This window comes from Paroceanicella profunda, from assembly GCF_005887635.2.
Taxonomy (GTDB): domain Bacteria; phylum Pseudomonadota; class Alphaproteobacteria; order Rhodobacterales; family Rhodobacteraceae; genus Paroceanicella; species Paroceanicella profunda.
Genome location: NZ_CP040818.1, coordinates 1816279 through 1841786, shown reverse-complemented (window position 1 = coordinate 1841786; position 25508 = coordinate 1816279). Strand labels below are relative to the sequence as shown.

Here is a 25508-nt window from a genome sequence, read left to right as displayed (position 1 = left end):
TCGCGCGGGCCGGACGGGGGGCGGCGGCGCGCGCCCGGGGCTTTGCATCCGCCCTGCATCCGGTCTAGGCTCCGCGCGTCTGAGGGAGGCACACATGGCATTCGGCACCAGGATCCGCACGTATTTCGAAGGCAAGTGGCATGAGGGCAACCTGCCCATCATGGGCGCGGCCGACCATGGCACCTGGCAGGGCACGCTGATCTTCGACGGGGCGCGGGCCTTCGAGGGCGTCACCCCCGATCTCGGGCTGCACTGCGAACGCGCGCTGCGCTCGGCCTCGGTGATGGGGCTGGAGGCGCCGCTCAGCGCGCCGCAGATCGAGGCCATCGCGCTGGAGGGGCTGGCGGCCTACGCGCCGGACACCCCGGTCTACATCCGCCCCATGATGTGGTCGCGCGGGGCGCTGTCGGGCATGATCGCGCCGGACCCGGCCACCACCGCCTTCGCGCTCTGCCTCGAGGACCTGCCGATGGCGGACCCGGAAGCGGACCTGAGCCTCACCGTCTCGCCCTTCCTGCGCCCGCATCCGCTGGCGGCGATGACGGAGGCGAAGGCCGGCGGCCTCTACGCCAACAACGGCCGTATCCTGCGCGAGGCGCAGATGCGCGGCTTCCACAACGCGCTCTCGATGGATTTCGAGGGCAACGTGGCCGAAACCGCCTCCACCAACGTCTTCGCGGTGAAGGACGGGGTGGTGTTCACCCCGGTTCCGAACGGCACCTTCCTCAACGGCATCACCCGCCAGCGCATCATCGCGCTGCTGCGCGCCGACGGGGTTGAGGTGCACGAAGCCACCATGACGGTGGCGGAGTTCGAGACGGCGGACGAGATCTTCCTCACCGGCAACGCGAACAAGCTGCTGCCGGTCACCCGGTTCGAGGAGCGCGCGCTCGGCCACGGCCCGGTGGCCCGCCGCGCCCGCGCCCTCTACTGGGACTATGCCCACGCAACACGGAGAGCCGCGGAATGACCCTGCCCGAGACAATGACCGCCATCGAGATTTCCGCGCCCGGCGGGCCGGAAGTGCTCAAGCCCGTCACCCGCCCGGTGCCGGTGCCCGGCCATGGCGAGATCCTGATCCGGGTGAAGGCGGCCGGGGTGAACCGGCCCGACTGCCTGCAGCGCGCCGGCAGCTACGCCCCGCCCCCCGGCGCCTCCGACCTGCCAGGCCTGGAATGCGCCGGCGCGGTGGCGGCCATCGGCCCGGGCGTAACCGGTGTGGCCCCCGGTGACGCGGTCTGCGCGCTGCTGCCCGGCGGCGGCTATGCCGAATACGCGGTCACCCCCGCCGCCCACGCCCTGCCGGTGCCGCAGGGTTATTCCTGGGAGCAGGCCGCGGCGCTGTGCGAGACGTTCTTCACCGTCTGGACCAACGTGATGGACCGCGGCGGGCTGACCGCGGGCGAAAGCTTCCTGGTGCACGGCGGCTCCTCGGGCATCGGGACGACGGCGATCCAGCTTGCCGCGGCCTTCGGTGCCCGGGTGTTCACCACCGCCGGGTCGGCGGAGAAATGCGCCGCCTGCGAGGCCCTGGGCGCGGAACACGCGATCAACTACCGCGAGGCGGATTTCGTCGAGGTGGTGAAGAAGGCCACCGGAGGCCGCGGCGTGGACCTGATCCTCGACATGGTCGGCGGCAGCTACCTGCCGCGCAACGTGGCCGCGCTGGCCGACGACGGGCGCCTGGTGCAGATCGCCTTCCTCACCGGCCCGAAGGTGGAGCTGAACTTCGCCCAGGTGATGATGCGCCGGCTCACCATCACCGGCTCCACCCTGCGGCCGCGCAGCATCGAGGCGAAGGCGCAGATTGCCGAAAGCCTGCGCGGCAGGGTCTGGCCGCTGCTGGGCTCCGGGCGCATCGCGCCGGTGATGGACCGGAGTTTCCCGCTGGAGAAGGCGTCCGAGGCGCATGCGCGCATGGAAGGCTCCGAGCATATCGGCAAGATCGTCCTCACGCTGGGCTGATCCGCCGCGGCCTGCTGCCGGGGGCGGCGGCAGGCGCCCGGCGGGTCAGGATGCTCGCCGCCCGCCCACGCGCTCAGGCGCCGGAGACCGGCGCACCGGCAGCGAGGCCAGGCGTCAGAAACGGCGCAGCGAGGACCCGTCCCTGATACAGTCGGCGATCGAACCCAATGCGCGATCGAGATGTTCGGCGGAAGACACGCATTCGATCTCGCGCGCTTCCCGCGCCGCCCAGATCAACATGCGGGTGAGGGTGAGGCGGCGCATCGCGGCGTCGCTCACCGTGTTTTCCACGCGGGTATCGGCGTCAGTGGTCAAAATCCAAAACCCCCAAGACTTGGACCTGCGTCAAGGTCTCTCACTCTGGAACCAAACAGCCTAAAAGGAAACAAGAAAAGGTTAACCAACAAATAATCTAAAGGTTGATCAATGAACCGGTTCAATGGCGATCAGGCTGCGGCTGCAATCCCTGCGTGTATCGGGTGCGCAAATGCGCGGTTCAAGTGCGCGGGTCATGCACAGGCGCAGTTCGGTGAGCCGGCCGTCGCGGCAGAGCACGGTCACACCGTCCGGGCCGAAGCCCGGGTTGGCGGCCAGCACGGCGGCCTCCACCGCCCGGGGCGACATCTGCGCGCCCCCGGCCGCGCGCAGGGCCTCCGGGCGGGACACGGCGGCGTAGGCGCGCCGCGACAGTTCGAAATAAGCCTGCGGCGTCAACCCGGTACACCGGCCATGCGTCTTCCATTCGTGCCAGGCGAGGCCGGCGGAGCCCATGATGTCGGCCATCGCCGCGGTCTCCGCCCGGGTGGCGTCACGCGCTCCGGCCGGGCAGTCTTTCGGCCAGCCCCGCTCGAACTGCGGCCAGAGCCCGTGCAGCGTGAGGCCGCGCCCGGCGCCGGGGGCACAGTCCGGCGCGCCGCGCCGCTTTCCCTCCTGCGCGCACCAGCCCGGAGACCAGCTCAGCGCCAGCACGTAATAATCGAACTGCCCCGGCGTATCGGCCCGCGCGGCGGAGGGATCGCCGGGGAGGCCGGGCAGCAGCACGGCCAGCGCCAGGGCCAGGGAGCCCCACCTCCGGGAAAGCCGCATGCCGAAACCCCTTTATCCTGTGGCAGTATGCTTCTATATACAGGGCGATTCCCCCCTCGGAAACATGAGTAGCGTCCTGCGCCCGCGTTTTCGCAGCGTGGCGGAGCCGTACACGAGACACAGCCCTCGAATGGGAGAGAAGCACGATGACATTGCCGCTGATGCCCAAGGCCACCGCCGTGTGGCTGGTCGAGAACACCACGCTGACCTTTGCCCAGATCGCCGATTTCTGCGGGCTGCACGAGCTTGAGGTGAACGGAATCGCCGATGGCGAGGTTGCCCAGGGGATGAAGGGGTTCGACCCGATCGTGAACAACCAGCTCACCGCCAAGGAGATCGCCCGTGTCGAGAGCGACCCCGCCGCGCGGCTGAAGCTGAAGTTCAACCCGGCCTCCGAAGGCGAGATGAAGCGCAAGGGCCCGCGCTACACCCCGCTCTCCAAGCGCCAGGACCGCCCCGCCGCCATCGCCTGGCTGGTGAAGTTCCACCCCGAGCTGGCCGACAGCCAGATCGCCAAACTCGTCGGCACCACCAAGCCGACGATCCAGACGATCCGCGAGCGCACGCACTGGAACATCGCCAACATCCAGCCGGTGGACCCGGTGGCGCTCGGCATGTGCCGGCAGGTCGAGCTCGACAGCGCCGTGCAGAAGGCCGCCGCCAAGAAGGCCGCGCTGCAGGAAACCACGATGACGGCCGAGGAGCGCATGCGCCTGCTCGCCACCTCGCAGTCCCTGCACATGGACCACGAGCCGCGCCTGCCCTCCTCGGTGAGCGGGTTCGAGAACTTCACCCTCGACAGCGGCAAGGACCCCCGCGGCGAGGAGGAGGAGGAGGACAACCGCTCCACCCTCGTGGACGCGGACAGCTTCTTCAACCTGCCCAAGGGCGGCAAGGACGAGGACGAGGACGAGCAACCCTGAGGCCGCCTCCCCCGCCGCGAGATCACCGAAAGGCCCGGACCCCGCGTCCGGGCCTTTCGCGTTTCCCCGGCCCCGCGCAGGCGTTGAGAATCGCCCGGCCCGATGCTATGAACATTTCATGAACATGTATCGGGGACGGAGCCTTCCATGCTGAGTGACCTTCAGGACCAGTTCGCCGCCGCCGCGCGCAAGTACTGCGCGGCCCATGGCATCGCGCCGGAGCCGGACTGGTTCGTGCTGAAGATGCAGGAGGAGATGGGCGAGCTCACCCAGGTGTGGAACAAGCTCACCGGCCGTGACCGGCGGCGGGAGCGCTCGGCCGAAGCGCTGGCGCAGGACCTCGCCGACGAGACCGCCGACCTGCTGGGCATGGTGCTGCTCTTCGCCCGCGAGAACGACCTGGACCTTGCCGCCGCCGTGCAGCGCAAGTGGCGCTTCGCGCCCGGCGCGCAGCGCCCCCCCGCATAGGGCTGACGCCGCGCTGTTGCATTCGCCGCGCGCATCGCACAGGCTCGGGGCCCCGCAGTGCCCCGGCAGGACGAATGACCAACCTACGCGACCTGCAGCTGCTCGCCGCCCTGGCCCGCCACCGGCATTTCGCCCGGGCGGCGGAGGCCTGCGGCATCTCCCAGCCGGCGTTCTCCGCGCGCATCCGCAACCTGGAGGCGGAGCTGGGCACGCCCGTGGTCCAGCGCGGCAACCGCTTCATCGGCCTCACGCGGGAGGGCGAGGTGGTGCTGAAATGGGCCGGGCGCCTGCTGGCGGAGGCCGAGGGGCTGCGCCAGGAGATCGAGGCGCTGAAGGGCTCGCTTTCCGGGCAGGTGACGCTGGGCTGCGTGCCCACCGCGCTGAGCTTCGCCGCCGGCCTGCCGGCGCGGCTGCGCGAGGGGCACCCGGGGCTGGTGCTGCGCATCGTCTCGGCCAGTTCCTCGCAGATCCTGCGCGGGCTGGAGGAGTTCGGCTTCGACATCGGGCTGAGCTATCTCGACCAGCCGTTTCCGGCCACCATTCGCGCAACCCCGCTCTACCCGGAGCGGTACGTGCTGCTGGCCCCGCCCGCCCTCGCGCCGCGCCCGCAGGGCCGGGCCAGCTGGGCGGAGGCCGCCGCCCTGCCGCTGTGCCTGCTCTCCTCCAACATGCGCAACCGGATGATCGTGGACGAGGTCTTCGCCTCGCTCGGGCTCACGCCCGCCCCGGTGACGGAGACGAATGCGCTCACCGTGGCGCTCGCCCAGGCCGTCGGCGGCGGCGTGGCGACCATCGTGCCCGAGCGTCTCGCCACCGGGCTGGGCGCCGGGCTGGGGCTGGTGATGCTGCCGCTCGACAGCCCCGTGGTGGAAAAGCCCATCGGCCTGCTCTCGCTGCTGCGCGACCCGGAGCCGCCGGCCGTCACCGTGCTGCGCGCCGAGGCCCTGCTGCTGGCGAAATGACCGCGCGGGCGGCCTCACGATAACTTTTGCCTATCACGCCTTCCTGAAATCCGATTTGCCGCTGCCCCGGGCCAGCGGCGATACTGCGGCGGAATTCCGGGAGGAAAATGCCGAATGGCTCCACTTGATCAGCGTGAGGGCGTCTGGAAATCCGGGCGCGGGAAGGGGCGGCGCACGCCCAAGGGCCGGCAATACGAGGACGGCGCCCTGGACGAGGTGCGCGCCCTGCTGGGCGACCGCGCCCGCCGGCGCGACCACCTGATCGAGTTCCTGCACCTGATCCAGGATCGTTATCGCCACCTCTCCGCCGCACATCTGCGCGCGCTGGCCGAGGAGATGCGCCTCTCCCAGGCCGAGGTCTACGAGGTGGCCACCTTCTACGCCCATTTCGACGTGGTGAAGGAGGGGGAGGAGGCCCCGCCCGCCCTCACCATCCGGGTGTGCGACTCGCTCTCCTGCGAGCTGGCCGGCGCGCAGGCGCTGATGGCGAAGCTTTCCGAGCAGTACAACGGCGGGCGCGAGGTGCGGGTGCTGCGCGCCCCCTGCATGGGCCGCTGCGACACGGCGCCGGTGCTGGAGCTGGGCCATAACCACATCGACCATGCCACGCCGGAGAAGGTGGCCGAGGCCATCGCCGCCGGCGACACCCATGCCCATGTCCCCGGGTATCAGGACTACGCCGCCTATGCCGCCACCGGCGGTTACGGCGCGCTGAAGGCCCTGCGCGGCGGCGCGCGCAGCCCGGACGAGGTGCAGGACGAACTGCTCGCCTCCGGCCTGCGCGGGCTTGGCGGCGCGGGCTTTCCCTCCGGCAAGAAATGGTCCTTCGTGCGCGCCGAGCCCGGGCCGCGCCTGATGGCGGTGAACGGCGACGAGGGCGAGCCCGGCACCTTCAAGGACCGGCATTACCTGGAGCGCACGCCGCACCTGTTCCTCGAGGGCATGCTCATCGCCGCCTGGGCGGTGGAGGCGCAGACCGTGTTCCTCTACATGCGCGACGAATACCCCGCGGTGCTGGAGATCCTGCGCCGCGAGCTTGCGCGGCTGGAGGAGGCGGGGCTCATCGCCCCCGGCTTCGTCGAGCTGCGCCGCGGCGCCGGCGCCTATATCTGCGGCGAAGAATCGGCGATGATCGAGTCGATCGAGGGCAAGCGCGGCATCCCGCGCCACCGCCCGCCCTTCGTGGCGCAGAAGGGCATCTTCGGCCGCCCCACCCTCGTGCACAACGTGGAGACGCTGTGGTGGATCGGGCGCATCGCCCATGACGGGCCGGAGGTGCTGTCCGCCACCGAGAAGAACGGCCGCAAGGGCCTGCGCTCCTACTCGGTCTCCGGCCGGGTGAGGGAGCCGGGAGTGAAGCTGCTGCCCGCCGGCTCCACCATCCGTGACGTGATCGCGGCCTCTGGCGGCATGGCCGAGGGGCATGAGCTGATGGCCTACCAGCCCGGCGGCCCCTCCTCCGGCCTGCTGCCCGCCACGATGGACGACATCCCGCTCGACTTCGACACGCTTCAGCCGCACGGCACCTTCATCGGCTCCGCGGCGGTGGTGGTGCTCTCGCAGGCCGACCGGGCGCGGGACGCGGCCCTCAACATGCTGCGCTTCTTCGAGAGTGAAAGCTGCGGCCAGTGCACCCCCTGCCGGGTGGGCTGCGAGAAGGCGGTGAAGCTGATGCAGGCCGAGCGCTGGGACCACGAGCTGCTGCTCGACCTCGCCAAGGTGATGGAGGACGCCTCCATCTGCGGGCTCGGCCAGGCGGCGCCGAACCCCATCCGCCTCATGCTGCGCCATTTCGCCGACGAGATCTGACGGAGACAGACCATGAGCATCACATTCAGGCTCGACGGCCGCGACGTCACCGCCAACGAGGGCGAGAGCATCTGGGAGGTGGCGAAGCGCCACGGCACCCGCATCCCCCACCTGTGCCACAAGGACGCCCCGGGCTACCGCTCCGACGGCAACTGCCGCGCCTGCATGGTGGAGATCGAGGGCGAGCGCACCCTGGCCGCTTCCTGCATCCGCGCGCCGCGCGAGGGCATGGTGGTGAATTCCGCCGGCGAGCGGCCGGAGAAGGCCCGGCAGATGGTGATGGAGCTGCTGCTGGCCGACCAGCCGGAGCAGGAGGCGGCGCATGACCGCTCCTCCCACCTGTGGGACATGGCGGAGCTGACCAACGTCTCCGGCTCGCGCTTCCCCGCCATGGCGGCGGACCACGTGCCGCTGCTCGACGACAGCCACGTGGCGATGCGGGTGAACCTCGACGCCTGCATCCACTGCAATCTCTGCGTGCGCGCCTGCCGCGAGGTGCAGGTGAACGACGTGATCGGCATGGCCGGCCGCGGGCATGACGCGAAGATCGTCTTCGATTTCGATGATCCCATGGGCGCCTCCTCCTGCGTGGCCTGCGGCGAATGCGTGCAGGCCTGCCCCACCGGCGCGCTGATGCCCGCCACCGCGCTCGACACCGCACAGAAGGGCGACAGCCGCGACTATGACCGCGAGGTGAAGTCCGTCTGCCCCTATTGCGGGGTGGGCTGCCAGATCTCCTACAAGGTGAAGGACGACAGGATCGCCTGGGTCGACGGCATCAACGGCCCGGCGAACGAGGGCCGGCTCTGCGTGAAGGGCCGCTTCGGCTTCGACTACATCACCCATCCGCACCGGCTGACGAAGCCGCTCATCCGCCGCAAGGACGCGCCGGAAAAGGGCCTGAACGTCGACCCCGCCAACCCCTGGACGCATTTCCGCGAAGCGAGCTGGGAGGAGGCGCTGGAGGTGGCGGCCCACGGCCTCTCCGACCTGCGCTCCTACTACGGCGGCAAGGCAGTGGCGGGCTTCGGCTCCGCCAAGTGCTCGAACGAGGAGGCCTACCTGTTCCAGAAGCTCATCCGCCAGGGCTTCGGGCACAACAACGTCGACCATTGCACCCGGCTGTGCCACGCCTCCTCGGTGGCGGCACTGATGGAGAACGTGGGCTCGGGCGCGGTGACGGCCACGTTCAACGAGATCGAGAACGCCGACATCGCCATCGTCATCGGCTCGAACCCGATCGAGAACCACCCGGTGGCGGCCACCTATTTCAAGCAGTTCGCCAAGCGCGGCGGCAAGCTGGTGCTGATGGACCCGCGCGGCATGGGGCTGAAGCGCCACGCCTGGCGCTCGCTCCAGTTCAAGCCGGGCACCGACGTGGCCATGCTCAACGCCATCATGAACGTGATCGTGGAGGAGAAGCTCTACGACCGGCAGTACATCGAGGGGTTCACCGAAGGGTTCTTCGAGTTCCGCGACCATATCCGCGCCTTCCCGCCCGAGCGGATGGCCGAGCTCTGCGGCGTTCCCGCCGAGACCCTGCGCGAGGTGGCGCGCGAGTTCGCCCGCGCCCGCGCCGGGATGATCTTCTGGGGCATGGGCATCTCGCAGCACATCCACGGCACCGACAACTCGCGCTGCCTGATCTCGCTCGCCCTGCTCTGCGGCCACGTGGGCCGGCCGGGCACCGGCCTGCACCCCTTGCGCGGGCAGAACAACGTGCAGGGCGCTTCCGACGCGGGCCTGATCCCGATGATGCTGCCCGATTACCAGCTGGTGGCGGAGGCGGACAACCGCGAGCTCTTCAAGCACATCTGGAAGGGCACCGAGATCGACGCGAAGCCCGGCCTGACCGTGGTCGAGATCATGGACGCGATGTACCGCGGCGAGATCCGCGGCATGTACATCCTGGGCGAGAACCCCGCCATGTCCGACCCCGACGTGGAGCATGCCCGCAACGCGATGGCCAAGCTCGAGCATCTCGTGGTGCAGGACGTGTTCCTGACCGAGACGGCGAACTACGCCGACGTGATCCTGCCCGCCTCCGCCTGGGCCGAGAAGACCGGCACCGCCACCAACACCAACCGCCAGGTGCAGATGGGCCGCCCCGCCGTCTCGCCCCCGGGCGAGGCGCGCGAGGACTGGCGCATCATCGTGGCGCTGGCCCGCAAGCTGGGGCTGGACTGGGATTACGACCACCCGCGCGAGGTGTTCTCGGAGATGAAGATGTCGATGCGCAGCCTGCATCACATCACCTGGGAGCGGCTGGAGCGCGAGGGCGCGGTGACCTACCCCTGCCTCGGCCCGGAGGACCCCGGCCAGGCCGTGGTGTTCGGCGACGGCTTCCCCCGCCGCGCCGGCCGGGCGAAGTTCACGCCCGCGCGCGTCACCCCGCCGGCCGAGATCCCGGACGCGAACTTCCCGATGATCCTCACCACCGGCCGGCAGCTCGAGCACTGGCACACCGGCTCGATGACCCGCCGCGCCAGCGTGCTCGACGCGGTGGAGCCGGAGGCCAACGCCTCGATGCACCCGCGCACCCTCGCAAAGCTCGGCATCGCGCCGGGCGACATGTTCCGCATCACCACCCGGCGCGGCGCGATCGAGATCATGGCGCGCGCCGACAGGGCGGTGTCCGAGGACATGGTCTTCGTGCCCTTCGCCTATGTGGAGGCCTCCGCGAACGTGCTCACCAACCCGCAGCTCGACCCGTTCGGCAAGATCCCGGAGTTCAAGTTCTCCGCCTGCCGGGTGGAGCGGATCGAGGGCGCCGTCGCGGCCGAGTGATCGCCGGTCCCGCCTCCCGGAAGGGGGGCGGGCCGGGCACGCGGCGGGATGCGGCGCGCGCATTGCCCCTTGCAAACGCAGGCAAAACCGACCACGCAGGGCGGACCCTCCCGGAGATCGCCGCCCATGCCCCAGCCTGCTCAAGCCTACACGCTCGCCCAGAACATGCGCGGAGCGGGGATCATGGTGGCCTGCACCGGCATCTTCACCGTACATGACGCGCTGATGAAGCTGGTTGCCGCCGAGATCGGGCTGTGGGAGGCGATCTTCCTGCGCGGCTGCATCGCCAGCACCCTGCTCGCGGTGTTCACCGCGCGGCTGGAGCGCTCGCGCCTGCGGCTGGCGCGGGCGGACCTGCGCGCGCTCTCCTGGCGCACGGTGGGGGAGATGGGCAGCACGCTCATGTTCCTCGCCGCGCTGTTCCACATCCCCTTCGCCAATGCCACCGCCATCCTGCAGGTGGCGCCGCTCGCGATGACGCTGGCCGCCGCGCTGCTGCTGCGCGAGCGCGTGGGCTGGCGGCGCTCGCTCGCCATCGCCGTGGGGTTCGGCGGGGTGATGCTGATCGTGCGGCCGGGCACGGAGGGGTTCACCGCCTGGTCGCTCTGCGCGCTGGGGGCGGTGGGGTTCCTCGTGATGCGGGATTTCTCCACCCGCAGCCTGTCGCGCGCCGTGCCCTCGGTGCTGGTGGCCTTCGTGGCGGCAAGCTCGCTCACGCTCACCGGGGCGGCCGGGCTGGTGGTGACCGGCTGGACCGCGCCCTCCCCCGCCACGCTGGCGCAGGTGGGGCTGGCGGGGCTGCTGGTGACGGCGGGCTACATCATGATCACCATGGCGATGCGCACCGGCGACATGAGCTTCATCGCGCCGTTCCGCTACACGGCGCTGGTCTGGGCGCTGATCCTGGGCATGCTGCTGTTCGCCGACTTCCCGCGCCCGCTCACCTATGCCGGTGCCGGGCTGGTAGTGGCCACGGGCCTCTTCACCTTCCTGCGCGAGCGCGCCCTCGGCCGCAAGGCGGAGCGCGCCGCCGCCGGAACCCCGCCGCGCTGAGCGGGACAGGGGCGGCCAGGGGCATCTTCCCCTTCCCGCGCGGGCACGCGCTCGGCCGCCGGGCGGAGCGCGCCGCTGCGGGACCTCCGCCATACTGAGCGAGAGGGTGTCGGCCAGGGGCATCTTCCCCTTCCCGCGCGGGCACGCGCTCGGCCGCCGGGCGGAGCGCGCCGCTGCGGGATCTTCGCCATGCTGAGCGGGAGTGTGGCGGCCAGGGGGCGTCTTCACCTTCATGCGCGAGCGCACGCTCGGCCGCAAGGCGAAGCGAGCCGCCGCCGGAGCCCCGCCGCGCCGGGCGGGATGGCGACAGCCGGGGGCAGTCTCACCTTCCTGCGTGAGTGGCCCCCCGGCCGGAAGGCGGAGCAAGCCGCCCCTGCCGCGCCGAGCCCTCAGGTCCGCCAGAAGAGCGGCGAGAGCAGCACCAGCGAGCCGAGGATCTCCAGCCGCCCCAGCACCATGCCGATGGCGAGCAGGATCTTCGCCGTGTCGGGCAGCGGCGCGAAGTTCCCCGCGGGGCCGATGATGTCGCCCAGGCCCGGGCCGACGTTGGTGAGCGCGGTCACCGCCCCGGTGAGCGCGGTGAGGAAGTCCAGCCCGCAGGCGCCCAGCAGGATGGTGAGCACCCCCAGCGTGGCGATGAAGGCCATCATCATGACGAGGGCGGAGCGGAAGATGTCCGGTGCGATCTGCCGGTTGCCGTAGCGCATCGGGAACACGCCGCGCGGGTGCAGCAGTTCGGCCAGCGAGGTACGGATGAGTTCCATCATCACGATGAGCCGGTAGGTCTTCAGCCCGCCCGCCGTGGAGCCCGCGCAGCCGCCGAGGAAGGTGAGCACGTAGAAAAGCGGCACCGCCAGCGTGCCCCAGACCGTGTAGTCCCCCGCCGCGTAGCCGGTGGTGGTGATCACCGATGTCACGTTGAACGCGTCCTGCGCCAGGGCGTGCAGGCCGTGGGCGTCGTCGCCCGAGCGCCCGAAGAACAGCAGCGCCGTGGCCACCACGATGATGCTGATGAACACCCGCACCTGCGGGTCCACCCCCATGCGGTGGCGCGAGAAGATCAGCACGATGTAGAGGCTGAACGGCAGGCTGCCGGCGATCATGAACACCGTGCCCACCCACAGCACGCCGGTGCCGGTGAAATACCCCATCGAGGCGTCATGGGTGGAATAGCCGCCGGTGGAGAGCGTTGTGAAGGCGTGGTTGAAGGCGTCGAACCCGCTCATGCCGGCCAGCGAGTAGAGCCCGGCGCAGGCCAGCGTCAGCCCGACATAGACCAGCAGGATCACCTTCGAGAGCGCCACGAAGCGGGGCAGCGGCTTGTCGGCGCGGTCGGAGCTTTCCATCCGGAACAGCTGCATGCCGCCCACGGAGAGGAAAGGCAGCAGGATCAGCCCGAGCGAGAGCATGCCCAGCCCGCCCAGCCATTGCACGATGGAGCGCCACAGCAGGGTGGCGTGGTCGAACCCGTCCAGCCCGGTCATCACGGTGGAGCCGGTGGTCGTCATACCGGAGACCGATTCGAAATAGGCATCCACGAAGCTCAGCTGCGCCGGCCCCAGCATCAGCGGCACGGCGCAGACGGCCGGGGAGATCCACCACAGAAGGTTCACCAGCATGAAGCCGAACCGGGCGGTGAGGTCGGGCCGCCGCGCGCCCCAGGTGGACACCGCCACCATCAGCGACACCACACCCACCATCACCGCGCTGACGAGGAACGAGTTCGCCCCCGGCCAGCCCAGCGACAGGCCCATTCCCGCCGGGGCGAGCATGATCGCGGCCAGTGCCAGCGATACCACCGCCACCACGTGCAACGCGCTGCGGAATTCCACCACGAGGCTCATGCGCGCGCTCCCGTCGCGGCGCGGCCCGGTCGGGGCGCGGGCAGGCTGCGGTTGTGAAGCACGGGGCGCTCATCCTCTGTTCTGCCGGGCCGGCGCTGTCGCACTTTCGGTCTCGCGGGGCCCGGGATCAGAGAGCAGAGCGCCACGAGGAGGTCAACTCCCCGCGCGCCGAATTCCCCGCCCGGCGCCCCGCCGCGCGGTCTCGGCCTGCCGGACGACCCGCCGCGCATACCGGCCCCGCGCAGCCCGGGCGACAGGGGCGCGCCCGCCCCGGCCCGACGAACCGGGCCGTTCCCGCCGCGCGCCTCCGGCTGATGTGCCCCGACACGCCCTGTGCGCCCGGCGGCATCGCTCCGCCAAGCCCCGCGCCCGGCCGCCGGGCCACACCGGGCCGGGCGCCGTGATGCCGTTCGCGTGGGCCGGCCCACCCACGCCGCACCCTTCCGCGCCCGGCCTCGCATCACGCGCCTCCCGCTCCCCGGCACGCCTGCGCACCCGGCCTCACGCCACGCGCCTCCCGCCCCCCCGGTACCCCTGTGCACCCGGCTTCGCATCACGGGCCTCCCGCCCCCCCGCTCCCTTGCGCACCCGGCCTCACACCACGCGCCTCCCGCCCCCCGGTACCCCTGTGCACCCGGCTTCGCATCACGGGCCGCCTGCTCCCGGGAACCCTCGCGTACCCGGCCTCACACCACAGGCCGCCCGCTCCCCGGCACCCTTGCGCGCCCGGCTTCGCACCAGCCGCCTCCTACCCCCCCCCCGCTCCCTTGCGCGCCCGGCCTCACATCACGCGCCGCCCGCTCCCCGGCACCCTTCTGCGCCCGGCTTCGCCTCGCGCGCCTCTCGCCTCCCGGGCAGCTCCGACCGCCCGGCAGCATCGCAACGCCTCGACCCCGGCGCAGGGCCAGCAGCCCTTACTGGCCGGGCCGTGGAGGGCGGGCGACGGCCCGCGCCGGAGGGCAGGGTGTGTCCTTGCCCGGCCCCCGTCCCCCCGGCCCGGGGCGACGGGACGCGCGTCCGCGCAGGAAGGTGTCGGGCACGGCCTTCCGGGGGGCGGGTTTTGCGGGCCCGGCCCTTTTCTCTTGCGGGAGGCGGGGCTAGGGTGCGCGGTCCCGGCCGGCGCGGGCCGGGCGCAGCATGGAGGCAGGCATGAAGACGGTGACGCAATTCCCCCACGAGGTGGTCGAGACCCCCGACATGGCCATCGTGATGCCGGATGGCTGCCGCCTCTCGGCCCGGGTCTGGATGCCCGCGGACGCCGCCGCCCGCCCGGTTCCGGCCATCGTGGAGCACCTGCCCTACCGCAAGCGCGACGGCACCACGGCGCGCGACTGCCTGACCCATCCCTGGCTCGCCGGCCACGGCTATGCCTGCATCCGCATCGACATGCGCGGCAACGGCGACAGCGAAGGCCTGATGGAGGACGAGTACACCGCGCAGGAGCTGCAGGACGCCTGCGATGCCATCGCCTGGATCGCCGCCCAGCCCTGGTGCAGCGGAAAGGTGGGGATGATGGGCATCTCCTGGGGCGGGTTCAACGCGCTGCAGGTCGCGGCCCTGCGCCCGCCGGCGCTGAAGGCCATCGTCACCATGTGCTCCACCGATGACCGCTTCAACGACGACGTGCATTACAAGGGCGGCCTGCCGCTGGCCGAGCTGCTGGGCTGGGGGGCGACGATGCTCTCCTTCACCCCGCGCCCGCCGGACCCGGCCCTGCGCCCGGACTGGCGCGAGCTGTGGATGCAGCGGACGGAGACGAACCCGATGCTCCACGCCATATGGGCCGCGCACCAGACCCGGGACGCGTACTGGAAGCACGGCTCGGTCTGCGAGGATTACGACGCCATCGAGGCCGCGGTTCTGGCCGTGGGCGGCTGGGGTGATGCCTACAAGAACACCGTCTCGCGACTGGTGAGCAACCTCAAGGCCCCGGCCAAGGGCATCATCGGCCCCTGGATCCACAAGTACCCGCATTTCGCGAAGCCCGAGCCGATCGGCTTCCTGCAGGAGATGAAGCGCTGGTGGGACCACTGGCTGAAGGGCGAGGACACCGGCGTGGAGGCCGACCCGGACATGCGCCTCTACCTCATGGACAGCGTGCGCCCGCAGACCTGGTATGACACCCGCCCCGGCCGGTGGATCGCGGAGGCGGAGTGGCCCGCTCCCGGCCTGCTGGAAGCGGTGCTGCACATGGGCCCGGGCGGCAGCCTCGCCGAACGCCCGGCGCCCTTCTCCGCCCTGGTGCGCTCCCCGGCGGACTGCGGCCTGCACGGCGGCGAGTATTGCGCGATCTACTGGGGGCCGGAGCTGCCCGACGACCAGCGCCGCGACGACGCGCTCTCCGCCTGTTTCGACAGCCCGGCGCTCTCCGAGCCGATGGACATCGTCGGCGGGCCGGAGGTGGTGCTGCGCCTGAAGGCCGACAGGCCGAAGGCGCAGGTCTGCGTGCGGCTGAACGACGTCCACCCCGACGGCGCCTCCACCCGCATCACCTGGGGCGTGCTGAACCTCACCATGCGCGACAGCCAGGAGGCGCCGGAGCTGCTGGAGCCCGGGCGGGAGTACGAGATCCGGCTGAAGCTCGACGACATCGCCTGGCGCGTGCCCGCCGGGCACCGGCTGCGCGTGGCGGTGTCCTCGGCCTACTGGCCGATGGTCTGGCCGGCGCCGGAGCAGGCCACGCTCACCCTGCTGGAGGGCCGGGTGCGCCTGCCGAAGCGCAAGCTGGCGGAAGGCGCCGAGTGGAGCTTCGAGGCCCCGGAGGCCGCGGCTCCCTGGGCGGTGGACACCCTGCGGCCGGCCTCCAACTCCCGGCGCATCGAGACCGACCAGAAGACCGGCACCGTGACCCTGCACCTGCGCGACGACTTCGGCGCGGTGCGCGACGCCGACCACGGGCTGGAGAACGGCTCCTGGGTGGCGGAGACCTGGTCGATCCACCCCGACGACCCGCTTTCCGCCCGGGGCGAGGCGGTCTGGGAGCAGACCCACGGCCGGGGCGACTGGCAGCTCCGCACCGTGGCGCGCACCGCCATCACCTCCGACGCGGACGCCTTCCGCATCACCGGCGAGGTGGTGGCCACCGAGGGCGACACCGAAGTGTTCCGCCGCAGCTACGACGAACGCATCCCGCGCGACTGGTCCTGATCCCGGAGCGCCTCCGGCACTCCGGCGCCGCGGCCGGTGTCTGCTGCCGGTGTCTGCTGCCGGTGTCTGCTGCCGGTGTCTGCTGCCGGTGTCTGCTGCCGGTGTCTGCTGCCGGTGTCTGCTGCCGGTGTCTGCTGCCGGTGTCTGCTGCCGGTGTCTGCTGCCGGTGTCTGCTGCCGGTGTCTGCTGCCGGTGTCTGCTGCCGGTGTCTGCTGCCGGTGTCTGCTGCCGGTGTCTGCTGCCGGTGTCTGCTGCGCGGCCCCGACAAACGCGCGCTGCGCGTCAGCCGGAGGCCGCGCAGAGATCGCCTGACGGCAACCTCCGGTGCCTCACGCTTGTGGGCCGGAAGGCGGCGGGCGACTGAGCGGCGCGCGACACGGGCGCGCGGCATGAGGGCGCGGCGGTTCGGGAGCGATTCCGGGGCGGAGGATGGCGGCCGGGAGGCGGGTGGCGCGGCGGCGGTTTCGCGCCGCGATTCCACCGCGCGGGGGCCGGCCTGCCGCGTTTCCGGGCAGCGGGGTTCCGGACCGGCGGCGCCGCGCCGGCCGGGGGCCGGACCGCGCGACCGCTGCGGGTTTGACCCCAACCCCCTGTTCGGGCTACACCCTGCCATCCGATCCGACCTGAACATCCCGGGTGCGAGCTGTCGCGCGCTGGCCTTGAGCCCGCGTGCATATTGAACGGCGGTTCAAAAATAACTCGCCCTGATGAAATCGTCATGGCACTCTGTGAGGCAGCGCGTCCGGCCTTGCCCGCAGAAGCGCCAATCAATTCGCGCGGCGTCCGCCGCCGCACTCAACAGGAGACAGGGAAGCATGACCAACGAACTCGAACATCTCGGCCGGCAGGTTGTCCGCGGCGGTGTGAGCCGCCGGCACTTCATGGGCCGCGCCGCAGCGCTCGGGCTCACGGCCTCCTCTGCCGGCACGCTGCTGGCCTCCGTGGCCCGGGCGGCCGACCCGGTGACGGGCGGCCTGATCAAGGCCGGCATGGTGGGCGGCGAGAGCACCAACAGCCTGGACCCCGCCACCTTCCTGAGCCAGGTTCCCTTCGTCTTCGGCCAGACCTGGGGCGAGAAGATCGTCGAGGTCGGGCCCACCGGCGCGCTGGAGCCGCGCATCGCCGAGGAATGGGGCGCCTCCTCCGACGCGAAGACCTGGACCTTCAAGATCCGCGACGGCGTGGAATTCCACAACGGCAAGACCGTGACCGCCCAGGACGTGTTCGACACGCTCGACCGCCACTCCAACGAGAAGTCGGAGTCCGGCGCCCTGGGCATCATGCGCGGCATCGACACCATGCAGGTGAACGGCAAGGAACTGGTGATCTCCCTCAAGGAGGCCAACGCCGACCTGCCCTACCTGCTGGCCGATTACCACCTCATCATCCAGCCGGGCGGCGGCAAGGATGCGCCGGACGCCGGCATCTCCGCCGGCGCCTACAAGGTGACGGTGAACGAGCCCGGCGTGCGCCACGGCGCCGAGAAGTTCGCGAACTTCTGGGATGCGGGCAACCGCGGCTTCGCCGACCAGGTGGAAATCACCGTGATCAACGACGCCACCGCCCGCACCGCGGCCCTGCAGTCCGGCCAGGTGCACATGATCAACAACGTCGAGCCGAAGATCGTCGACCTGATCAAGCGCGTACCGGGCGTGACCGTGAAGAACACCGCCGGCCGCGGCCATTACGTGTTCATCATGCATTGCGACACCGCGCCCTTCGACAACAACGACCTGCGCATGGCCCTCAAGCTCGCCATCAACCGCGAGGACATGGTCGACAAGATCCTGCGCGGCTACGGCACGGTGGGCAACGACTTCCCGATCAACTCCGCCTATCCGCTGTTCCCCGCCGACATCGAGCAGCGCGCCTACGACCCCGAGGAAGCGGCGCATTACTACAAGAAGTCCGGCCATTCCGGCCCGATCGTGCTGCAGACCTCCGACGTGGCCTTCCCCGGCGCGGTGGATGCGGCGCAGCTCTTCCAGCAACACGCCTCGGCGGCCGGCATCACCATCGACGTGAAGCGCGAGCCGGGTGACGGCTACTGGTCCGAAGTGTGGAACAAGCAGCCCTTCTGCGCCTCCTACTGGGGCGGCCGCCCGGTGCAGGACCAGATGTACTCCACCGCCTACATCTCCTCTGCGGACTGGAACGACACCCGCTTCAAGCGCCCGGAGTTCGACGCGCTCATCACCAAGGCCAAGGCCGAGCTGGACGAGGCGAAGCGCAAGAGCATGTACCACGATGCGGCCCTCATGGTGCGCAACGAGGGCGGGCTTATCCTGCCGATGTTCAACGACTGGATCGAGGCGGTGTCCGACAGGATCGGCGGCTGGGAAGAAGACGGCGCCCAGACCATGATGAACGGCTACGCCCTGTCCAAGACCTGGCTCATGGGCTGAGGCGGGGGCATGGGCCTTCTTCTGAGACTGGTGCTCCAGCGCGTCGCGATGGGGCTCCTTCTCCTTCTGGCGGTGTCGGTGATGATTTTCGCCGCCACCCAGATCCTCCCCGGTGACGTGGCCCAGGCAATCCTGGGCCAGTCTGCCACCCCCGAGGCGCTGGCGAACAAGCGCGCCGAGCTGGGGCTCGATCAACCCGCGGTCACGCGCTACTTCGCCTGGCTGGGCGGCATGCTGCACGGCGATCTCGGCACCGCGCTCTCCAACGGGCAGGACATCGCCACCTCGCTGGGCAAGCGGCTGGGCAACACGCTGTTCCTCGCCGGCGTCGCGGCGGTGATCGCCGTGCCGCTGGCCATCCTGCTGGGGCTCGTCTCCGTGCGCTACCGCGGGCGCTGGCCGGACAAGCTGATCTCCGGGCTCTCGCTCGCCTCGATCTCGCTGCCGGAGTTCTTCATCGGCTACGTGCTGATCTTCTTCGTCGGCGTGCAGCTGCGCTGGCTGCCCTCGGTCGCCACGGTCTACGATTCGATGAGCTTCCTCGACCGGCTGGAAACCGTGGCCATGCCCGCGCTCACCCTCACGCTGGTGGTGCTGGCGCACATGATGCGCATGACCCGCGCCGCCATCCTCAACGTGATGCAGTCCGCCTATATCGAGACCGCGGAGCTGAAGGGCCTGCGCGCCTTCACCATCATCCGCAAGCACGCCTTCCCGAACGCCATCGCGCCCATCGTGAACGTGGTGATGATCAACCTCGCCTATCTCGTCGTGGGTGTCGTGGTGGTGGAGGTGATCTTCGTCTATCCCGGCATGGGGCAGTACCTGGTGGACCACGTGTCCAAGCGCGACGTGCCGGTGGTGCAGGCCTGCGGGCTGATCTTCGCCGCCGTCTACATCCTGCTCAACATGGTGGCCGACGTGGTCGCGATCATCTCCAACCCCAGACTGAGGCACCCGAAATGAGTTGGCGCCGTATCCCGACAAGCGCCTGGATCGGCCTGGTGCTCACCTTCGCCTTCGTCTTCGTGGCGGTGTTCGCGCCCTGGATCGCGCCCTACGGGCTGAACCAGACGGTCACGGATGTCTGGGCCCCCTCCTCCTCCGACTACTGGCTGGGGGGCGACAACCTGGGCCGCGACCTGCTGAGCCGGATGATCTACGGCGCGCGCACCACGATGCTCATCGCCGCCCTCGCCTCGGCGCTGGCCTTCGTCTCCGGCGCGGTGCTTGGCTTCCTGGCCGCCGTGGCCGGGGGCTGGCTGGACCAGGTGCTCTCGCGCCTCGTCGACCTGGTGATGGCGATCCCCTCGCTCATCCTCGCGCTGGTGGTGCTCTCGGTCGTGGAGGCGGACGTGCTCACGCTGGTGCTGGTGATGGGGCTGGTGGAATCCACCCGGGTCTTCCGCCTCGCCCGCGCGGTGGCGGTGGACATCGGGGTGATGGATTTCGTGGAGGCCGCCCGGCTGCGCGGCGAGCGCACGGCCTGGATCATCTTCCGCGAGATCCTGCCCAACGCGCTCTCGCCGCTGGTGGCGGAGTTCGGCCTGCGCTTCATCTTCGCGGTGCTGTTCCTCTCCTCGCTCTCCTTCCTCGGCCTCGGCGTCCAGCCGCCGGCGGCGGACTGGGGCGGCATGGTGCGCGAGAACAAGGACGGCATCGTGTTCGGCATCGGCGCCGGGCTCTACCCGGCCGCGGCCATCGCCGTGCTCGCCATCTCGGTGAACCTCGTCGCCGACTGGGTCCTGAACCGCACCACCGATCTCAAGGGAGGCCGCAGTGGCTGACATGCTCCTCGACATCCGCAACCTGAAGATCGGCGCCACCGTCACCCCCCCGGGGGAGGAGCCGCGCGACATCACCATCGTCCACGGCGTCTCGCTCACGCTCGAAAAGGGCAAGGTGCTGGGGCTGATCGGCGAATCCGGGGCGGGCAAATCCACCATCGGGCTCTCCCCGCTCGGCTACGGCCGCGGCGGGGTGCGCATCACCGGCGGCGAGGTGTTCCTGAACGGGCGCGACATCCTGAAGGCCGGGCCCGGCGGGCTGCGCAGCATCCGGGGCCGCGAGGTCTCCTACGTGGCGCAATCCGCCGCCGCCGCGTTCAACCCGGCGCAGCGGCTGATGGAACAGGTGATCGAGACCACCCTGCGCCACAAACTCGCCTCCCGCGAGGAGGCGGAGGCCCGAGCGAAGGCGCTGTTCGCCAAGCTGGGCCTGCCGAACCCGGAGACCTTCGGCAACCGCTTCCCGCATCAGGTCTCCGGCGGCCAGCTCCAGCGCGCGATGACGGCGATGGCGCTCTGCCCGCAGCCGGACCTCATCGTGTTCGACGAGCCGACCACCGCGCTCGACGTCACCACCCAGATCGACGTGCTCGCCGCCATCAAGGAGGCGATCCGCGACACCGGGGTGGCCGCGCTCTACATCACCCATGACCTTGCCGTGGTCGCCCAGGTCTCCGACGAGATCATGGTGCTGCGCCAGGGAGAGATGGTCGAACACGGCACCACGGACCAGATCATCAACGCCCCGCGGGAGGCGTACACGCAGGCCCTGGTCTCCGTGCGCTCCATCGAGCATGAGGAAAAGGCGCCCGCCGGCACGCCCGTGCTGGAGGTGACCGGCATCACCGCGGCCTACGCGGGCGCGGTGAAGGTGCTCAGGAACGTGAGCGTGTCGATCGAGCCGGGCCACACGCTGGCGGTGGTGGGCGAGAGCGGCTCCGGCAAGTCCACCCTCGCGCGGGTGATCACCGGGCTGCTGCCGCCCTCGGAAGGCGAGATCCGCTTCGAGGGCCGCACGCTGAGCCCCGCCCTGCCCCAGCGCACGCGCGATGACCTGCGCGAGCTGCAGATGATCTACCAGATGGCCGACACGGCGATGAACCCGCGCCAGACGGTGCGCACCATCATCGGACGGCCACTGGAGTTCTACTTCGGCCTGCGCGGCAAGGCGAAGGAGGCCCGCATCCGCGAGCTGCTGGAGCAGATCGAGATGGGCGAGGGCTTCATCGACCGCTACCCGGCCGAGCTTTCCGGCGGGCAGAAGCAGCGCGTGTGCATCGCCCGCGCGCTGGCGGCGAAACCCAAGCTCATCATCTGCGACGAGGTGACCAGCGCGCTCGACCCGCTGGTGGCCGACGGCATCCTGAAGCTGTTGCTGAACCTGCAGGCGAAGGAGCAGGTGGCCTACCTGTTCATCACGCATGACCTCGCCACCGTGCGCGCCATCGCCGACCAGATCGCGGTGATGTATCGCGGCGAGCTGGTGCGCTACGGCCCGAAGAGCACGGTGCTCGCACCGCCCTTCGACGCCTACACGGAGCTGCTGCTCTCCTCCGTGCCGGAGATGCACCTGGGCTGGCTGGAGGAGGCCATCAGCCGCCGCCGCATGGCGAGTTCGGGCAACTGATCCCACGCCCGGCGCCTCCCCTCCGGGGCGGGGCGCCGGAGCGCGCGGACGCCGCTCAGCCCGCCGGGGGCAGCCCGCCTGCGGCAAGGCTCGTCAGCCCGGCAATCACCCGCGAGAAGCTCTCCCCCGCCCGGGCGGAGACGTGGCGCGCGCGCAGGTGGCCGTGTACCAGCCCCTTCTCCACATGCGCCTGCGCCTGCCCCCCGGCGGCGCGGATGGCCGCGGCATAGGCCGCGCAATCGTCGCAGAGCGGGTCGCATTCCGCGCCGAGCGCCAGCGTGGGCGGCAGGCCGGTGAAATCCGTGTCCGAAAGCGGCGCCAGCGTGGGGTCCGGCGCGCCGGGGTCGGCAGCGGCGCCGCGGATGTCGCGGTAGGCGTACAGGTCCGCGAGGGTGAGCATCGGCGCATGCGCATGGGTCCGGTACGATCCGCGCGACATGTCCCCGCCCAGCCCGGGATAGATCAGCACCTGCCCCGCCGGGCGGCGCTGGTCCTCCCGGGTGGCATGGGCGGTGGCGGCGGCAAGGTTTCCGCCGGCGCTGTCGCCGCACAGGAGCACGGGCACCTCGCTCTGCCCGGCCACGGCGCGAAAGGCGGCCAGCGCGTCCTCGAAGGCGGCCGGGTGGCGGTGCTCCGGCGCGAGACGATAGTCCACCGAGGTGACGATGAAGCCGGTGCGCGCGGCGATCTCGGCGCAGACGTCGTCATGGCTTTCCAGCCCGCCGACCACGACCCCCCCGCCGTGATAATAGACCACCTGCGCCCCGGGCGTGCCGCGCGGCGTGTAGCGCCGCACCGGGATCTCCGTGTCGCCGGAGACGATCACCCGCTCCGCGACGGCCACCCCCTCCGGCCGGCCGGCGTGGAAGGCCTCCGCCATGCGGTCATACACCCGGCGCTGCTCGGGCGCGGTGAAGCCGGCGGTGTCCGGGGGGTAGAAGGAGCCGGTGCGCGCGATGAAGGCGCGGATCTCGGCATCGAGGAGCACGGAATAATCCGGCGCGCCGGGGAGCGTGGTCAGGTCCGGCGTCTCGGTGAGGTGGGGCATCTGGGGCATCTCCTGCGGCGGGCGCGCGAGGGTAGCCCCGGGAGCGGCGCCCCGGCAAGGGGGAGCCTCCGCGATGCGGCCCCAGCGCGGCAGCGGGGATCGCGGCGCGGCTCCGGGCGCGCCTGACCAGCCGGGAGCGGAAATGCCGGGGACAACGGGCCTGGCCGGAAGGCGGGCCATCAGGGGCCGGAGGGAGGCTCCGAGGACCGGAAAAACCCGCCGCGATGGCCCCGGTGAGGGTTATCCGCCAGCAAGGCTCCGGCACCGGGAAATGGTCTGGCCGGGCCTCGGGGAAGCGGACATCGCCGGGGCGGAGCGTCAAGGGGGGCGGGAAATGGCCGGGGCGGGGCCCCGGCCGGTGGGCTTCAGCCCTTCTTCAGGCAGCGGCGGCCGAGCAGTTCGGCGATCTGCACCGCGTTCAGGGCGGCGCCCTTGCGCAGGTTGTCGGAGACGACCCACATGTTCAGGCCGTTCTCGATCGTGCCGTCCTGGCGGATGCGGCTGATGTAGGTGGCATAGTCGCCCACGCATTCGACGGGGGTGATGTAGCCGCCGTCCTCGCGCTTGTCGATCACCATGCAGCCCGGGGCCTCGCGCAGGATGTCACGGGCCTCGTCCTCGTCGAGGAAGTCCTCGAACTCGATGTTGATCGACTCGGAATGGCCCACGAACACCGGAACGCGCACGCAGGTGGCCGTGACCTTGATCGCCTTGTCGACGATCTTCTTGGTCTCGGCGACCATCTTCCACTCTTCCTTGGTCGTGCCGTCTTCCATGAAGACGTCGATATGGGGAATCACGTTGAAGGCGATCTGCTTGGGATAGACTTTCGGCGCCACTTCCTGGCCGGGCACGTACATGCCCTTGGTCTGCAGCCACAGCTCGTCCATCGCCTCCTTGCCCGAGCCGGAGACCGACTGGTAGGTGGAGACGACGACGCGCCTGATCTTCGCGCGGTCATGCAGCGGCTTCAGCACCACCACCATCTGCGCCGTGGAGCAGTTGGGGTTGGCGATGATGTTCTTCTTCGCGTAGCCCTCGATCGCGTCCGGGTTCACCTCGGGCACGATCAGCGGCACGTCGGGGTCGTAGCGGTAGAGCGACGAATTGTCGATCACCACGCAGCCCGCGGCGGCGGCCTTCGGCGCGTATTTCTTCGTCGCGTCGGAGCCGATGGCGAAGAGCGCCATGTCCCAGCCGGTGAAATCGAACGTGTCGAGGTCCTGGGTCTTGAGAGTTCGGTCACCAAAGCTGCACTCCGTGCCGAGCGACTTGCGCGAGGCAAGCGCGGCGATCTCGTCGACGGGGAATTCCCGCTCGGCGAGGATGTTCAGCATTTCGCGGCCCACATTGCCCGTGGCACCCGCGACGACGACCTTGTAACCCATCTCCTCTTACTCCTGGCTGGGTATTGCGAACGGCGTTCCCTACCGCATGCGCGGGGAATTGTGAATGCCAATCGGGCCGGGATGCGATATTCTCGCATGCATGCGAAACTGCCGGCCCCACGCCCTGCCCTCCGCCGCCGCGATGCGCCTCGCGGCGGTTGCCCTGGCCCTGCTGGCCGGCCCGGCGGGCGCCAGCGAGGTGCGGATCGTCGATGCCCGCGCCGTTCCCGGGCCGCAGGGCTGGCGCATCGACGTGACCCTGCGCCATGACGACACCGGCTGGGACCATTACGCCGACACATGGGAGGTGCGGCTGCGCGACGGCACCGTGCTGGGCACCCGCAAGCTGTTGCATCCGCATGTGACCGAGCAGCCCTTCACCCGCTCCCTGCCCCGCGTCGCCATCCCCGAAGGTGTCCGCGAGGTGGTCATCCATGCCCGCGACCTGCAAAGCGGCTGGTCATCGGACACGTTCCTGCTCGTGCTGCCCTGACGCTGACTCCACCCCGGAGCCGGCGGCACTGACGCCGGCAACCCTCGCGCTGGCGCCCCGGCAAGCCCCGCGCGCGCCGGCGAGGCCGGTCAACCCCCAACAGCGGATTGCCAGAGGGACCGGCAGACGGCCCCGCGTGCCCGGCGCCGAACCGTCGGCAGGGCCCGCGCGGTGTCCGCCCGGCGCCGCCGCTGGTGCCACGATCAGGCGTGCCCGCCTGACCGGGGCAACGCAGGTCCCTCGGAGATACCGCCCCACCCCCGCGCCCGACCGGCGGCGCGCCTGCCTATGCCGGTTTCACCGGGCGCACGAAGGCGCAGGGTGCGGGGGGCGCTTCCCGGGCTCACGGCCGGGCCGGGGCTGCCGTGCCACGGGGTGGCGCGCCTCACGGACCGGGCATTTCAGCCGGAGGTGCAGGTCAGTGCAATCGCCGGTGAGGGCGGGGCCGCCCGCCGCCCGGTCCGTGCCTTTGCCCCGGGGTGCCAGTCCGTGCCGCGGATGAGGGCACGCGGGCCGACATCGCAGGCGCGGCCTCCGCCCGGTCCGGCCGTCGAGCGGCGCCTTGCCCCGGGGTTCAGTCTGTGTCGCGGATCAGGGCACGGGGGCAGACGTCGCAGGCGCGGACCCTACCCGGTTCGGCCATCGAGCGGCGCCTTGCCCGGGGGTGCCCGTCCGTGCCGGAGATCAGGGCACCGGGGCAGACGTCGCAGGCGCGG

The 25508-nt window shown here is 70.8% G+C and carries 19 protein-coding genes; 14 read left to right on the top strand and 5 right to left on the bottom strand.

From position 1 onward, the window contains the following. Positions 1-94: 94 nt before the first annotated feature. The gene (locus FDP22_RS08240) at positions 95-970 is read left to right on the top strand and encodes a branched-chain amino acid aminotransferase (protein WP_138572179.1); all 876 of its coding nucleotides are present in this window, start codon (positions 95-97) and stop codon (positions 968-970) included. Beyond that, positions 967-1965 (top strand): NAD(P)H-quinone oxidoreductase, encoded by a 999-nt coding sequence (locus tag FDP22_RS08235; RefSeq protein ID WP_138572180.1) that lies wholly within the window; start codon positions 967-969, stop codon positions 1963-1965. Before FDP22_RS08240 ends, FDP22_RS08235 begins: the two co-directional genes overlap by 4 nt. 114 nt (positions 1966-2079) lie before the next feature. On the opposite strand, the gene FDP22_RS08230 is transcribed toward FDP22_RS08235, so the two are convergent. Together FDP22_RS08230 and FDP22_RS08225 are read right to left on the bottom strand one after the other, a co-directional pair. After that, complete coding sequence (locus FDP22_RS08230; protein ID WP_138572181.1) at positions 2080-2280, bottom strand: hypothetical protein; 201 nt, start codon at positions 2278-2280, stop codon at positions 2080-2082. 108 nt (positions 2281-2388) lie between these two features. Beyond that, on the bottom strand, positions 2389-3051 hold the full coding sequence (locus tag FDP22_RS08225; RefSeq protein WP_138572182.1) for a ribonuclease T2 family protein: 663 nt from the start codon (positions 3049-3051) through the stop codon (positions 2389-2391). 146 nt (positions 3052-3197) lie between these two features. Between FDP22_RS08225 and FDP22_RS08220 the strand changes: the two genes are divergently transcribed. From FDP22_RS08220 to FDP22_RS08195, 6 genes are all read left to right on the top strand, one after another. Beyond that, positions 3198-3974, top strand: a complete 777-nt coding sequence (locus FDP22_RS08220) for a DUF1013 domain-containing protein (RefSeq protein WP_138572183.1) — start codon at positions 3198-3200, stop codon at positions 3972-3974. A 147-nt stretch (positions 3975-4121) separates the two neighbouring features. Then, entirely contained in the window at positions 4122-4442 is a 321-nt protein-coding gene (locus FDP22_RS08215; protein ID WP_138572184.1) for a nucleoside triphosphate pyrophosphohydrolase family protein, read from the top strand. Positions 4443-4516: 74 nt separating this feature from the next. Continuing rightward, on the top strand, positions 4517-5404 hold the full coding sequence (locus tag FDP22_RS08210) for a LysR family transcriptional regulator (RefSeq protein ID WP_239031908.1): 888 nt from the start codon (positions 4517-4519) through the stop codon (positions 5402-5404). Between the two features lie 114 nt (positions 5405-5518). Further along, on the top strand, positions 5519-7213 hold the full coding sequence (locus FDP22_RS08205) for an NAD(P)H-dependent oxidoreductase subunit E (protein WP_138572185.1): 1695 nt from the start codon (positions 5519-5521) through the stop codon (positions 7211-7213). A gap of 12 nt (positions 7214-7225) precedes the next feature. Then, positions 7226-10000, top strand: coding sequence for a formate dehydrogenase subunit alpha (gene fdhF / locus FDP22_RS08200; protein ID WP_138572186.1), 2775 nt, complete (start codon positions 7226-7228; stop codon positions 9998-10000). A gap of 126 nt (positions 10001-10126) precedes the next feature. After that, on the top strand, positions 10127-11053 hold the full coding sequence (locus tag FDP22_RS08195; RefSeq protein ID WP_170317634.1) for a DMT family transporter: 927 nt from the start codon (positions 10127-10129) through the stop codon (positions 11051-11053). A gap of 389 nt (positions 11054-11442) precedes the next feature. On the opposite strand, the gene FDP22_RS08190 is transcribed toward FDP22_RS08195, so the two are convergent. After that, complete coding sequence (locus FDP22_RS08190; RefSeq protein WP_138572188.1) at positions 11443-12897, bottom strand: TrkH family potassium uptake protein; 1455 nt, start codon at positions 12895-12897, stop codon at positions 11443-11445. Positions 12898-14046: 1149 nt separating this feature from the next. Here FDP22_RS08190 and FDP22_RS08185 point away from each other — a divergent pair. From FDP22_RS08185 to FDP22_RS08165, 5 genes are all read left to right on the top strand, one after another. Continuing rightward, a complete protein-coding gene (locus FDP22_RS08185; RefSeq protein ID WP_138572189.1) occupies positions 14047-16044 on the top strand; it encodes a CocE/NonD family hydrolase in 1998 nt (665 codons plus the stop codon). Between the two features lie 815 nt (positions 16045-16859). Next, entirely contained in the window at positions 16860-18449 is a 1590-nt protein-coding gene (locus tag FDP22_RS08180; protein WP_138572190.1) for an ABC transporter substrate-binding protein, read from the top strand. A 9-nt stretch (positions 18450-18458) separates the two neighbouring features. Then, positions 18459-19415: an ABC transporter permease gene (locus tag FDP22_RS08175; protein ID WP_138572191.1), complete on the top strand. Its 957-nt coding sequence runs from the start codon at positions 18459-18461 to the stop codon at positions 19413-19415. After that, positions 19412-20236, top strand: a complete 825-nt coding sequence (locus FDP22_RS08170; protein ID WP_138572192.1) for an ABC transporter permease — start codon at positions 19412-19414, stop codon at positions 20234-20236. Before FDP22_RS08175 ends, FDP22_RS08170 begins: the two co-directional genes overlap by 4 nt. Position 20237: 1 nt before the next feature. Next, entirely contained in the window at positions 20238-21863 is a 1626-nt protein-coding gene (locus tag FDP22_RS08165) for an ABC transporter ATP-binding protein (RefSeq protein ID WP_138572571.1), read from the top strand. Positions 21864-21918: 55 nt separating this feature from the next. Here FDP22_RS08165 and FDP22_RS08160 read toward each other — a convergent pair whose 3' ends face one another. Both FDP22_RS08160 and FDP22_RS08155 read right to left on the bottom strand, forming a co-directional pair. Next, positions 21919-22911 carry an alpha/beta hydrolase gene (locus tag FDP22_RS08160; RefSeq protein WP_138572193.1) on the bottom strand — a complete coding sequence of 331 codons (993 nt, stop codon included), beginning with the start codon at positions 22909-22911 and terminating at the stop codon, positions 21919-21921. A gap of 365 nt (positions 22912-23276) precedes the next feature. Continuing rightward, positions 23277-24299 (bottom strand): aspartate-semialdehyde dehydrogenase, encoded by a 1023-nt coding sequence (locus tag FDP22_RS08155; protein WP_138572194.1) that lies wholly within the window; start codon positions 24297-24299, stop codon positions 23277-23279. A gap of 100 nt (positions 24300-24399) precedes the next feature. On the opposite strand from FDP22_RS08155, the gene FDP22_RS08150 reads away from it, so the two are divergent. After that, on the top strand, positions 24400-24792 hold the full coding sequence (locus tag FDP22_RS08150) for a hypothetical protein (protein ID WP_239031907.1): 393 nt from the start codon (positions 24400-24402) through the stop codon (positions 24790-24792). Positions 24793-25508 lie beyond the last annotated feature (716 nt).